We start from the raw sequence: 13,422 nt of genomic DNA, 5'->3' as shown, positions 1-13,422 counted from the left end.
GCCGTCACTCCGTAAGCAGGTCGGATGTAGGAAGGCGTCTGACGAAGACGGTGGCAGCGTAGGCTGACATCCCCGCCAGCACCGTAGCCACCGCCCAGGCGATAAGCGCACCGAGGACCATGGCGGGGGCGAAGCCACCGACTAAGAGCCACGCTCCCGCTAACCCAAGCAGGGCGCCGGGGACAGTGCCCACAAGCGCAAGCAAAGTGCCTTCAACGGTGATCAACCAGTCGAGGTCGTGCTCACGCCAGCCGACGGCTCGCAGGGTCGCCAACTCGGCACCACGGTCGCGAATGTTGAGGTACATCACGTTCGTGACACCCAGACAGGCCAAGAGCAGCGTGGCTATCGTCGCCGCGTAGTCGGCGCCGCGGGTTTGTACCGAGACTGTGTCGCCCAGGATCGTTCCTACGACCGCCCCTTGGAAGCCGAGGACGATCGCAAGCAACATCGCAGTAGTTGCTACGGCGATCAATAGTCCGAGCGCGGCCAAGGCGGTGCGCGTTCTCGATAAGGCCAGGTTGAGCGCGGCCAAGCCAACCGAACCTCGCGGATGACGCGGTTTTGCGGGCTCGTTGACGACTGGGCGAATGGCGTCCATCGGGTCGGCGCGTGCGGCGAGCATCGCTGGAACGGCACCCGCAACCACGGCGACGGCGAACGCTGCGGGCAACGCCAAGATGGCGCGCAGAAGTCCCACATGGGAACCGAGCGCCCAACCGAGTCCAAGAGCCAACCCGACGCTGAGCAGTCCGGAAACCAGGGCCACCAAGCCGAGTTCGTAGAGAACGGATCGAAACAGATCGGCGCGCTGCCACCCGAGGCTGGCCAGAACACCGAGTTCGGTGCGTCTGGTACGAACGGCCGCAACCGCCGCGTTGGCCACGGACAGAGCTGCAACTAAGAGGACGAGGCAGAAGAGGGCAACGGATTTCTTATCGACCGCAGACAGGATCTGGGTTGCCACCCCCTTCTTTACCCACCACTGGGATAAGGCTAGTTCAGGCCGCCCGTGCTTGCCGGCGGGCAGGGCAATCGCCTTCTTCCCAGCCGACGATCCGGTGGTGATGTCGACGGCTAGCCCTGTCTGTTGCTGGATTCGCTGTGCAGTCAGGCGGATACGTTCCCGGGAGGTCTCGTCATACACGCTTGCCCCGGTTACGCGCACTCGGATCGCTGATATCGGCGCCGCCTCTGTCGAGTGGCTCCATCCTTGGGTCAACTGAGGGATCGCACCCAGGGTAGTGATCATGGTTGGTGGAGGCTGGACGAAGCCGCCCAGATTGGTCGAGGCCTTTAGCGGGCTGTTCCCGAGCGACCTCCTGCTTGTGGCGTTGGCTCCCTCGGTCGGCGCTGTTGCGTAGCCCGCCAGGGCCTGGTCGGTCAGATCGCTGATGCTCGTCAGCTTCGAAGGATCGAACACGCCCCGCAGGCGCAGTGTTGTCGGTGTTGGAAGTTCGCCCTCATCGGCCTCCTTCTCCGAACTCGTCACGTCCCTGGCCATCGGCTCGTCGCTGGCTGGCGCTTGACTCACCACGTCATAGGAGCGACCCGTCGCAGGCGAAGGATGCAACTTGACCCGCAGCCCGTTGGCCCCCCGTGCGATGGCTGGCGGGCCTACCTGCCCGAGCGTAGTGATCTCACCGGGCAGGAACTTGGTAGGTCGCTGTTGGGCATAGACGGGCTTGGTCGTCCGAAACGCCCGGAGCAACTGCTGCTGGGCGTCCTTAGCGGTGACAACGAACCGAGACGAACGCCTCGATGAGACTCGCTTGAGTGCCGCGGCTCCCTTGCCTTCGAGCACTGCGCGGCCAGCAGATCCCGCCAAGGACGACACGGTGATCGTGGCCGTCTCACGGACACCGACCCGGTCGGAGACGAGGACCGGCACACCCTTACCGTCGATCGAGCCTGGATACTTGAGCGTCGCGCCACTCAAGGATCGCCCGGACGTGACCGCCTTGTCGAGTCCGACCAACGCGTCCTCGCTGGCGGGATCGACCGCCGCGACCACATAGGAGAGCGGGAACCTCACCAACACCCCACGCAAACCAGCGCGACGGTAATCCTCCCCGACGTCCCGGGTGCCCATCCCGCCCCCGTTGCGCGAGAAGCACAACAGTTGTGAGACACGGCGCTCGGGACGCTCGTCATCACCGATTGGCTGCGGGCACACGTCATGCTCTGACCCGGCCCTGCCCCGGTACAGCCATATTCCTTGATTAGCTGAGGCTCCATTGTTGAACTTCAGCACCTGGTCGGTAATGGCCGCGAAATCCGGACTCTGCTGAGTCCTCGTGAGCCCGTTGTCGCCTTTCCAAGTCACATCGACCCGCGCAACAGAAGTCCCTGTCCTCGACCACGCCCCGGTTGTGTCAACCGGGATCTCCAACGACGGGTAGGCGTATCCGAGCATGGCGATCGGGGCAGCTATCTGGACATAGTCGATCTTCTGAATCTGATGCCACTGCTGCAAGGTGATCCCGCCATAGATTCCTGTCAAGAATCCGGGTTGCACGAACCCCCCGGACTTCTCCAACTCAGACCGCGAACCCTTGGGACGCACCAGGATGTCGTAGGTGGCTCCGGCACTCTTCCTGACCACTCCGATGGTCTCGAGTCGAGCAGCGTTCGAGGAGGCCGTGAGGACCGTGAATCCCGTGGCCGCCAGCACGATCGCGAACCCCAGCACAACCGTCCGAACCCCCTGACGCCACAATCGGTGCCACGCCATCGCCAACATCAGCGCCCCCTCATGAGGGCAACACCGAGCACCGCATCGCCAGAAATAGGACCGAGATGCCGAGAGTCGAGTGCAGACTCGCCATCTCCGAGGACCCACAAACTGCCAAGCGGCAGCGGCGGCTCGTCCAACGGCGCTTCCGCAATCCGCTTAATCAGTAGCGGTGGGCTCCCGTGCCCGCGGGGATGCCCAAACACAATGACATCGCCGACGTGGAAGCGATGATTGGCTCCTGGGCGCACCAACCAGACGCGGTCCCCGTCGCATAGAGCCGGTTCCATACTGTGCCCCACAACCCTCGCCGTTGCGAACGACCGCCGCGCCACGATAGCGGCCGCGGCGCAGGTCGCCAGCGGGAGCAGGAGTCTAATCTGCAGCACGATGTCGGCCTCGTGAGAGATATGCCGCGGATTGAGTCGCGAAGAGATCGTAATAAGCCCCATGAGCGCTCATCAGCTCGTCGTGAGGACCGAATTCGCTGATGCGTCCAGATTCCAGTACCGCGATATAGTCCGCAGTACGCAGCATCGCAAGTCGATGTGAAATCAAGAGACGGGTGGCCCGAGCACCAAAATGTTCGAGATCGCCGAGGAGTTGCGCCTCGCTGCGCGGATCGAGTCCGGCGTTGGGCTCGTCTAGAACAACCAGGTCCAGTGGTGGCCTGTCGAGGGTCTGGAATGCGGCGCGCGCCAAAGCCACTCTGTCCCACTGCCCGCCAGAAAGCGTCGTCCCGTTGGTTCCGTCGTCTCCGCGACGCTGCGTACTCAAAAGTGTGTCCGTCTGCTGGGGTAAGCGACGAGCGATCGCGTCGGCGGAGGTTTCCTTCAATGCTCGCTCGACGCACGTCCGCTGATCGGCTCCATGGCCACGGCCCATAGCCACATTGTCATGCAAGGTCATCTCGTATCGCGGTCGATCCTGAAGAACCCCAGTGACCCGGCAGCGATATGACGCGGGGTCGAAGGTGGCGATGTCGACACCGTCCCACAAGATGCGACCGCGGTTCGGGGTGTTCAGCCTCGTCAACAGGCGCACCATGGTCGTCTTGCCTTCCCCGTTCAGGCCCACCAGACCGACGGATTTGCCAACCGGAAGGCTCAGGCTGACCCCTCGCAATACCCACTCAACGTCATCGGAGTAGCGGAACCAAACATCGTCGAACCGGATCTCTCCGCGCAGTGGCGGCGTTTCCACGCAGTATTTCAAGGCGTCGACCCCCGAGCGAGAGGATGACACGAAGTCCGTGAAATGGCCAAACAAGCGGAGGGTCACACTCATCCGTCCATGCAGATTCAGCAAAGACGCTGCGCGCGTCTCGATCGCCAGCACAGCCGCGCTAAACAGCACGAAATCCCCTATGCTTACCGCCCCACGGGATACGGCAGAGGCTACGAGCCCTGCTCCGAGGGCCCCTAGGAGACCGTGGATCGTGACCAATCCCAGTTGAGCGATGGTGGACCTCTTCACTGCACGGATCTCGGCTTCCTGGGCTTCGCCCAGAGCCTCCGCCAATTTGTGTTGCAGGAAGCCCTCGACCCCATGAATTCTCATGTCCCGCGCCGTGGCGCCCGTCACGAAGAGCCCGAAGAAATACTCATGCCAGCGATGTGCACCAGAATTTCGCTCAACAATGCCGCTCGCTCTGCGATTGACGGAGACCTGGACGTACGCAGTAGGGCCCGCGACCGCCACCATTGCGACCACCATCAGCGGCCAGGTTTCCCAAAGCAGGACTCCATAACAGACCAACGCAAAGGCTGCACTGACTACCTCTACGATCGCACTGGGGACAACCGTCGGAACCACCTCCGCGCCGCGACGGGCTAGATTCAGTCTGTCGTGTTGCTCGGCGTCGTCTAGGAACTCGGTCCCCAAGTGGCGAACCGTTGCAGCCGCCAAGGACGTTTCGGTGGCGATCTTGCCCTTCGCCTCGAGGACTGCTCCTGCGATGGCCGAGAGATAGGTGACTTGAGTGGCTGCCATGGTAAGCAGCGCTGCAAGCACCGCCAGACCCGCGGCCTCGAACTGATCGGCGGACCCGGAACTGAGACGATCTACCAAGTGCTTGGTTAACCATGCGGATGGCACGGATACGGTGCCCGCGATTGCTCCGGCAATCAGAACGAGCCCGAACTCGCGAGGACCGCTGCGAGCAACTATCTGAACTGCAGCGACGAGGGTCCGCATCCCGAATCACCCCTCGCCGACAAAGGATCCTGCATCCCAGTCACTCGGTCTCAGGGATTGAATCAAATGTTCTAGGCGGTGCGCGGAAGCGATGACCATGCCGTCCCGGACGAGTGCAATCGCAGGAAGCTCGTCCGGCGCGCCCAAACTCTTCAAGGGTCTCCAAAGGTGCCGGCGCAATGGCCGTCATGAGCGCATTCGCCCAGGTTACAGCCAGATATTCGCGGGAGGCGAGGCCACCACGCTCTTGATCGGCAATAACGACCAGCGGCGCCGACGAGAAATGCAGGCGGTCGAACTCGCCGCGCAGGACTTGACATCCCAAGCAACCAGGCACAACGAATGCCACCAACGCGCTGCCTTGCGAGAGTTGCGTCCTCATACTTAAGGACCAATCCCATTCATCTGCCACCGAGAGGCGCGTCCCTGGAACGGGCCGCGCAACACGGGTCGGCCCTGAGCTAGGTCCACGACGGCGTAGGACGCGCAGAATGAAGATGGTGAGGACTATTTCGAGGCTAACCGCGATCGTCAACAGCGCTGACCACGCAACCATGACGCTCACAATTTCGCTCGCGGCGAGGCCTCGGCAACTGCCAGCTGAGCCGGCGCGAGACTTGCGTAAAGGAAGCCGCTACCGACGACGGCAGCACCAAGGATCAGTCCCAGACCGGCCCCGAAGAGTGCATCACCTGGCGTAGCTGTCCCTGCACCAATACCCAGCACGCCAATGGCACCAAGAGTCAGTAGAACGCAGTTTCCGGTGATGTGCAGCCACAGCGGGGCCGTATCCTTAGAACCGAAGCAGTGACAAGCTCTCTTCTCGCCGCCCAAAGCCGCGCGAATTATGTTCACCAGAGTCAGGACCAATAGGAGGCTGACGACGACCATCACACGACGTACCAACGTCGAGACTGGGACGGCGAGGATCAATGCCGCCGCTGCCTCCGCGGTGATGGCACCGGCGGCAATGACTCGGCGCACCCGAAAGCTCCTCAGGCCGTAGTCTCGCAGCGACGCGACAAAGAGGGCGAACTCATCGGTGGTACGCGCCTTGAGCACGGCAGAGACGGCGAAGACCAACGCCAACGCGGTGGCAGCAGCAAGGGTGGCCATATTCTCCCCGGGTCAAATGCATGAATAGCGGCCGGCGCTCAGCACAGATGAGCGCCGGCCAGTGGCATCAGCAACCCGAGAATGTCACGCAGTTGCCGTAGCAGTTATGTATCCGGTTGGGTTCGTAGCAGCACATGCCGTTCTGCGGCACACACGCCCCAGCCTCAGCCTCTCCGATGAGCTTGCCAACCAAGCCCTCCGCCAATCGCAAAAACTTGCTCATCGCGATCACCCTCTTCATCGTGTGCCGACCGAGTGACGACACAGGACAGATCTACAGCAATGCACGAGTTCACCGCAAGACCTCTCGCCGTCGTCCGCATCGGGCGGGATGATGTCGCGGAGCCGCTGGAGACGGTTCCCAGCTCCAACTTCGGCATTTGCGAGTCGAGGGACACGCCGAGGTGGCCCCAGACCGATACATAGTTGCGCTCCGGATCCCGCACCGGCGCACTCCGCGTGACCATCAACTACGAAACAGGCGCCAAGGCGGCCGGAATCGACCCGTTCCCCGCACTCTGCCAGTTCCTACGGTCGCCTCGCGATCAGCCACTGGTCGAACGACCGGACGAAGCGGTCGTGACTGGAGACTATGGCTACTGCGTCTTCCGGGACTCTCAATATGTGGTCACCCGCCACGACCAGGTGCATACCTGGTAGCGCGTCTAACACTTCCTGACTGAAGTAGGGGTCGCTGGAGCCGATGACGACGAACTGTGCAGCCGGGTGGACAAGAGCGGCTCGGCGGCATCAGGCTCGGTGAGGAGCGGCGTGAGCCACGCGGCGTCGTAGCCTCTTGCGGCGGCGACAGGGGCGGCCAGCGTTCCTAGCGATTTGGCGACGACCACGACGCGACCTGCGTAGTCGTCCACAGCCCGATCGCCTACCGGGGAAGTTCGTCGTGCGATGGCACCTGGTTGCCAGAAATCGAGCTGCGCTCGTCCTGAGCGAGCCCAGCCGCCCTGAGGATCTTCTGGACCACCGGCGATTTTGCCTCCCATAGACATCGATGTTTGCAGCGACCGCTCCGGCGCGCTTCTTGACCGCGCCGTACTCATCACGAAGCTCGTCATCGGCTCGGAGCGTGTTCGTCAGGGCCAAGTGATTACGGAGCGACAGGGACCCGTCCACGACCACATAGGTGTTGGCGCCTGCGAGTCACTCCGGCTCCTTGAACGCCCACCGCTCGGGGATACTCAACTCGCCCAGAGGCGTGAAGCCCAAACTGATCAGCACATCAGAAGCGGCATCGACGTCATCTCGCTGTACGACGATGTGGCAATCAATGATGGGCTTGGCCGCGAGGCCGGGAACCGAGGTGCTTCCAACGTGCTCGATGGCAACGACAGGGACGCCCGCACCGACCATTGCTTCCAGGTACTCATCGCGCAGAGTCTTGAAGCGCTCGGGCCAGGCCGGGTCGTAGTCCGGAACCGTGATCACGCGCCGATCGTAGGGGCGTGATCCACCGACCCAGATCGGGCCGCCGGGCGGTCCCCTTCAGCGGTCGGGTGATGGGTGACGGGCCTGGATCAGCACGAGCGGGACCGGACGGCCCAGCTGAGACCTGCCGGCGTTCAAGGCGCCTGGGCCAGCACGATGGCTTGTGCGTCTCGCTCGCCGCCGTTGGCTCGCCTCACCAGCCGGACGGCTTCTTTCAGGCCTGCGGCCTCAATTCGCGCGACCATCTAGTACTACAGCCGCACTTAGGGAACAGCGCTGCGCCTGGCGTAGTGGCATCGTCGGGCGCGGGCTTGGTGGCGGCGTCGCCAGCGTGACCAGTCCAGGACGACGGTGGTGTCTGGCTGGCGCTGCCAGATCAGGGCAGCGAGGAGCCGTCTGACTTCGGGCACGGTGAGGGGGATCAGTTCCTCGACCGGCCGGAGGTCCCCCTTTTTCCGCCGCCGGCGGCGGTGTTGGTCTGGGCGGTGGTGATGGTCAAGAAGGCGTGCGCGAGCATCGCCAAGGTGATGTGCCGATACCAGGAGTCGTAGCGGCGTACCTGGTACTGGTCGAGGCCGACTTGGCCCTTGGCTGTTTGGAACGTCTCCTCGATCGCCCAGCGGGCACCGGCCACCCGGACCAGTTCACGCAATGGGGTGCGTTCGGGCCCGAAGCACAGGTAGTAGGCGACATCATCGGGGTCGGTCAGGCTGCGGCGGGCCAGCAACCAGTAGCTGGGGCTGTCCTCCAGGGGGCGGATCGGCGCCCGGGCCCAGTGATACAGGCGCGGACCCTTGGCGCCGCGCCCGGCGGAGATCTTCTTCCACGCCTGGGCGGGAAGCATCGCGGCCAGCGCATCGGCGCGCAGTTCACGCACTTTCGGTCCGTCACCGTCGTCGACGGCGGCGATGACGCGCTGGTTCACCGGAACCGCCATCACGTAAGGCATCTGACGTTCTTCAAGCATCGCGCGCAATCGGTAGTGCTGGCCATAGACCTCATCGCCGGTGACCCACCCAGCCGGCACCCCGGCGTCGATCGCGCGCCCGATCATCCGCATCGCCAGCTCCGGCTTGGTCGCGAACTCCACCTCGTCCCCGATATGCGCCTCAGCGCGTCGGGCAGCATCCTCGGCCCAGGCCTTGGGCAGGTAGAGCTCACGGTCCAAGAACGTCCGTGCGGATCCCTGGCCAGGACCAGTGGCATAGCCGAGGAAGACGCCGATCTGGCAGTTCTCGATTCGTCCCGCAGTGCCGGAGTACATCCGCGCCACCCCCGCGGACTTCGTGCCCTTCTTCAAGAAGCCAGTCTCATCAACCACCAGCACCCCAGCAGGGTCGCCAGGCGCAGGGGCGAGGTGCTCGACCACGTAGTCACGCACATCGTCGCGCACCGCGTCGGCGTCCCAATCGGCATAGGCCAACAATCGCTGCATCCCGTCGGGGATCGCCTCACCTGCAGACTCGGCCAGCGTCCAGGAGTTCTTCTTCTCCAACGGCGCCAACAACCCCCGCACATAGGCCAACACCCGCTCACGCGGCTCCGAGCGCGCGAACCGCGGCGCGATCCGGGCATGCACCTCCGCAAGCCCCGCCGCCCACTCCTCGACCTCAGACACACAAACCTCACCAGTCACACCAGCAACATGCCGGCGAACACCAGTCTCACACAGGCGACACACCGATCACGGCCAAAATAAGTGCGGCTGTAGTACTAACGGGGCATCGCCCCAGCCCGACGAGCCGTGCGTGGTGTCCCGGGGTGGTGCTGGCGGCTCCGGTCGGCGGGTTGACGGTGCCCGGGGGCCCGTGTTGTGACCGCCTGCTTGGCGGTGGTTGGCTCAAGGTGAGCCGTCCCGCCTGACCGGAGCCTTCTCATGACGCTACCGCGCACCGTGTCCGATGTCGTTTCCGAGCACACCGTCTTTGAGGTCGAGTGCATCGATCGGATGTATCTCAACGTCTACGTTCCGCAGTTGCAGTACGCGGCCGGACTGGTGGGCTATGTGCAGCGCCAGCTCGGGCTTCCGGTCGCCTCGACCGCGCCGCTGAGCAAGATCACCGATGCGTTCAGCAAACAGATGCGCCGCTTCGCGGTGGACCAGGGCGTGCCGTGGGTCGACTTCGTCAAGGGCCAACGCAAGGACGACATCATGCACGAGCGTCTGGCGCGGTTCGAAGCAGCCGGGCACACCGAGGGAGTGTTGTTCATCGGCCGTGCGCAGGAGAAGACGTCGCTGTTTCGCACCGAGAAGCGCCGCAACGTCGAGGGGCGGGCGTATCCGTGGATCGTGAAGACCACCGGGATGGTCAACCACTTCTACGTCTACGCCGTCGATGCCGACTTCGGGCCGTTCTTCCTCAAGTTCTGTTCCTACTTTCCCTACAACGCCCGGTTGTGCATCAACGGCAACGAGTGGGCCAAGCGACAGGCCGCGAAGGCGGGGATCGGGTTCACCGCGTTGGACAACGCGTTTGCCTCCTTCGATGACCCCGCCGATGTCGCCACCGTTCAGGCAATCTGCGCCAGTCTGGGCCCCGACCAGATCGATGCGCTGCTGCGCAAGTGGCTGGCCAAGGTGCCACACCCCTACTCGAAGGCGGACCGGGCGGCCGGCTACCGCTACGACATCTCGATCCTGCAGGCGGAGTTCTCGCTGACCCAGATGCTGGACCGGCCCGTGAGCGGGCGGATCTTCTTCGAACAAGTCATCCGCGACAACCTCGACCTGGGCCGCCCCGACCAGGTCGGGTTGGTCTTCAACCGCCGCATCCACGCCGGGAAGAAGCACCAGACGCCAGGACGGTTCCGGACTCGAGTGATCACCCAAGGCGTGACTCCCAGCCTGCACGTGGACTACAAGGCGACCACCATCAAGCAGTACCACAAGGAAGGGAGAGCGCTGCGCACCGAGACCACGATCAACAACACCTACGACTTCGACATCCGGAAACGACTGACCAATCTGCCCGCCCTGTGCGAGATCGGCTTCACCGCCAACAGGCGTCTGCTCGACGTCCAACGACTCAGCCACGACCCGGCCCGAGGACAACAGGTCTTCACCACGCTCAACGACCCGGTCACCACCGAGACCGGGGCCCGGGTCGCCGGGCTGAAGTTCGCCGATACCCGCGCGATGGCGTTGCTGCACGCCCTCCTGGTATTCCGGCTGCTACCCGACGGGTTCACCAACCGCGACCTGCGCGACCTCGTTGGGCAACTGCTCGGCACCGTCATGTCGGCAGGGCAAATGACCTACGACCTGCGCAGACTCCGCGTCCACGGACTCATCGTCCGTCGTGCGCACAGCAACCACTACCAAGTCACCGACACCGGAATCGAGCACGCCCTGTTCCTCACCCGCGCCCATGACCGACTGCTGCGCACCGGCATGGCCCAACTCGCCGGACCCGAACCCCACCCCCTACAGGCCGCGAGCCGCACCTACCAGCACGCCCTCGACCAACTCACGAAGGAATCTGGACTCGCAGCCTGAGACTTGACCCGAAATTCCGGCTCCGCCGGACCAAGCCTTCTAGTACTACAGCCGCACTTAGGGAACAGCGCTGCGCCTGGCGTAGTGGCATCGTCGGGCGCGGGCTTGGTGGCGGCGTCGCCAGCGTGACCAGTCCAGGACGACGGTGGTGTCTGGCTGGCGCTGCCAGATCAGGGCAGCGAGGAGCCGTCTGACTTCGGGCACGGTGAGGGGGATCAGTTCCTCGACCGGCCGGAGGTCCCCCTTTTTCCGCCGCCGGCGGCGGTGTTGGTCTGGGCGGTGGTGATGGTCAAGAAGGCGTGCGCGAGCATCGCCAAGGTGATGTGCCGATACCAGGAGTCGTAGCGGCGTACCTGGTACTGGTCGAGGCCGACTTGGCCCTTGGCTGTTTGGAACGTCTCCTCGATCGCCCAGCGGGCACCGGCCACCCGGACCAGTTCACGCAATGGGGTGCGTTCGGGCCCGAAGCACAGGTAGTAGGCGACATCATCGGGGTCGGTCAGGCTGCGGCGGGCCAGCAACCAGTAGCTGGGGCTGTCCTCCAGGGGGCGGATCGGCGCCCGGGCCCAGTGATACAGGCGCGGACCCTTGGCGCCGCGCCCGGCGGAGATCTTCTTCCACGCCTGGGCGGGAAGCATCGCGGCCAGCGCATCGGCGCGCAGTTCACGCACTTTCGGTCCGTCACCGTCGTCGACGGCGGCGATGACGCGCTGGTTCACCGGAACCGCCATCACGTAAGGCATCTGACGTTCTTCAAGCATCGCGCGCAATCGGTAGTGCTGGCCATAGACCTCATCGCCGGTGACCCACCCAGCCGGCACCCCGGCGTCGATCGCGCGCCCGATCATCCGCATCGCCAGCTCCGGCTTGGTCGCGAACTCCACCTCGTCCCCGATATGCGCCTCAGCGCGTCGGGCAGCATCCTCGGCCCAGGCCTTGGGCAGGTAGAGCTCACGGTCCAAGAACGTCCGTGCGGATCCCTGGCCAGGACCAGTGGCATAGCCGAGGAAGACGCCGATCTGGCAGTTCTCGATTCGTCCCGCAGTGCCGGAGTACATCCGCGCCACCCCCGCGGACTTCGTGCCCTTCTTCAAGAAGCCAGTCTCATCAACCACCAGCACCCCAGCAGGGTCGCCAGGCGCAGGGGCGAGGTGCTCGACCACGTAGTCACGCACATCGTCGCGCACCGCGTCGGCGTCCCAATCGGCATAGGCCAACAATCGCTGCATCCCGTCGGGGATCGCCTCACCTGCAGACTCGGCCAGCGTCCAGGAGTTCTTCTTCTCCAACGGCGCCAACAACCCCCGCACATAGGCCAACACCCGCTCACGCGGCTCCGAGCGCGCGAACCGCGGCGCGATCCGGGCATGCACCTCCGCAAGCCCCGCCGCCCACTCCTCGACCTCAGACACACAAACCTCACCAGTCACACCAGCAACATGCCGGCGAACACCAGTCTCACACAGGCGACACACCGATCACGGCCAAAATAAGTGCGGCTGTAGTACTAGAGCGTGTCTGCTAATGGCGGACGCGGTGGTGGATCACCAAGGCTGCGAGGGTGACGCCACCGAGGTAGGTCAGCGCGTACTTGTCATACCTGGTCGCGATGCCGCGCCACTGCTTGAGTCGGTTGAAGCCTCGCTCGACGGTGTTGCGTTCGCTGTAGAGCACAGGGTCGAAGGCCGGCGGTCGACCACCCGAGGCGCCCTTGGCCTTGCGGTACGCGATCTGGTCGCTCTTCTCGGGGATGGTGTGCGCGATCTTCATCGTCCGCAACCTGGCGCGCGTGGAGTTGTGGGAGTACGCCTTGTCCGCCAGCAGTCGGAACCCGGACTTCGAGGCCGCCCGGTGTTGTTCCAGCAGCGGCCACAGTTGCGGGTTGTCCCCCGCCTGGCCGGGGGTCAGCAACAAGGTGACCGGCGAGCAGGTGGTGTCGGTGAGGGCGTGGATCTTGGTGGTCAGGCCGCCGCGCGAGCGTCCGATCGCATGATCCTCGGGCTCATCGGGCGAAAACCTGTAACTCGATTCAGCCCCCTGTGCTGGCCAGGACTGCCTGGCCGGTTCGCGCTCCTGCGGCGTGCTGATGGGCTCGGACGCTGGTGGAGTCCACGCTCAACAACGCGGCCAGATCCTCCTCGACCCCGCCGGTCTCGGCCTGGACCGCATGCAGCATCCGGGCATAGGTGCCGTCCTTGGACCAGCGCAGATGCCGTTCCGCGACCGACTGCCAAGCACCGAAGCGCTCGGGAAGATCTCGCCACGGCGAGCCGGTCCGGAAACGCCACACGATGCCCTCCATCGTCAACCGGTGGTCATTCCAAGGTCGACCAGGCCGGCGCGAGGACGGCATCAGGGGCTCGAGAACGGCCCACAGCTCATCGCTGATGACATCGGTTCGCAGCATGTCTCCCACACTCGCGGACCGACAGCCAAA

7 protein-coding genes and 2 pseudogenes are annotated in these 13,422 nt (G+C 64.3%); 1 reads left to right on the top strand and 8 read right to left on the bottom strand.

The window, feature by feature from the left end; all coding sequences use genetic code 11:
- Positions 1 to 4 precede the first annotated feature (4 nt).
- From Q9R13_RS19335 to Q9R13_RS19315, 6 genes and pseudogenes are all read right to left on the bottom strand, one after another.
- On the bottom strand, positions 5 to 2,743 hold the full coding sequence (locus tag Q9R13_RS19335; protein WP_310962802.1) for an ABC transporter permease: 2,739 nt from the start codon (positions 2,741 to 2,743) through the stop codon (positions 5 to 7).
- Positions 2,743 to 3,186 (bottom strand): S26 family signal peptidase, encoded by a 444-nt coding sequence (locus Q9R13_RS20335; protein WP_397218611.1) that lies wholly within the window; start codon positions 3,184 to 3,186, stop codon positions 2,743 to 2,745. The genes Q9R13_RS19335 and Q9R13_RS20335 overlap by 1 nt, the downstream gene beginning before the upstream one ends.
- Positions 3,110 to 4,930 (bottom strand): ABC transporter ATP-binding protein, encoded by a 1,821-nt coding sequence (locus Q9R13_RS19330; RefSeq protein ID WP_310962801.1) that lies wholly within the window; start codon positions 4,928 to 4,930, stop codon positions 3,110 to 3,112. The genes Q9R13_RS20335 and Q9R13_RS19330 overlap by 77 nt, the downstream gene beginning before the upstream one ends.
- Before the next feature lie 561 nt (positions 4,931 to 5,491).
- Positions 5,492 to 6,046, bottom strand: coding sequence for a MauE/DoxX family redox-associated membrane protein (locus tag Q9R13_RS19325; RefSeq protein WP_310962800.1), 555 nt, complete (start codon positions 6,044 to 6,046; stop codon positions 5,492 to 5,494).
- Between the two features lie 750 nt (positions 6,047 to 6,796).
- Positions 6,797 to 7,489: pseudogene (locus Q9R13_RS19320) on the bottom strand (GrpB family protein).
- A gap of 421 nt (positions 7,490 to 7,910) precedes the next feature.
- A complete protein-coding gene (locus tag Q9R13_RS19315; protein ID WP_397217824.1) occupies positions 7,911 to 9,107 on the bottom strand; it encodes an IS701 family transposase in 1,197 nt (398 codons plus the stop codon).
- Positions 9,108 to 9,365: 258 nt separating this feature from the next.
- Here Q9R13_RS19315 and Q9R13_RS19310 point away from each other — a divergent pair, with 258 nt between their 5' ends.
- Complete coding sequence (locus Q9R13_RS19310; RefSeq protein WP_310962799.1) at positions 9,366 to 10,985, top strand: hypothetical protein; 1,620 nt, start codon at positions 9,366 to 9,368, stop codon at positions 10,983 to 10,985.
- A 215-nt stretch (positions 10,986 to 11,200) separates the two neighbouring features.
- Here the strand turns inward: Q9R13_RS19310 and Q9R13_RS19305 are convergent, their stop codons facing one another.
- Both Q9R13_RS19305 and Q9R13_RS19300 read right to left on the bottom strand, forming a co-directional pair.
- Complete coding sequence (locus tag Q9R13_RS19305) at positions 11,201 to 12,397, bottom strand: IS701 family transposase (RefSeq protein ID WP_397217824.1); 1,197 nt, start codon at positions 12,395 to 12,397, stop codon at positions 11,201 to 11,203.
- Positions 12,398 to 12,506: 109 nt separating this feature from the next.
- Positions 12,507 to 13,392, bottom strand: a pseudogene (locus Q9R13_RS19300) (IS5 family transposase).
- Between the last annotated feature and the right edge of the window lie 30 nt (positions 13,393 to 13,422).

This window comes from Nocardioides marmorisolisilvae (genome assembly GCF_031656915.1).
GTDB lineage: Bacteria > Actinomycetota > Actinomycetes > Propionibacteriales > Nocardioidaceae > Marmoricola > Marmoricola terrisoli.
Note: the sequence above shows the minus strand (reverse complement) of the source record. Positions and strands in the feature narration are given on the sequence as shown.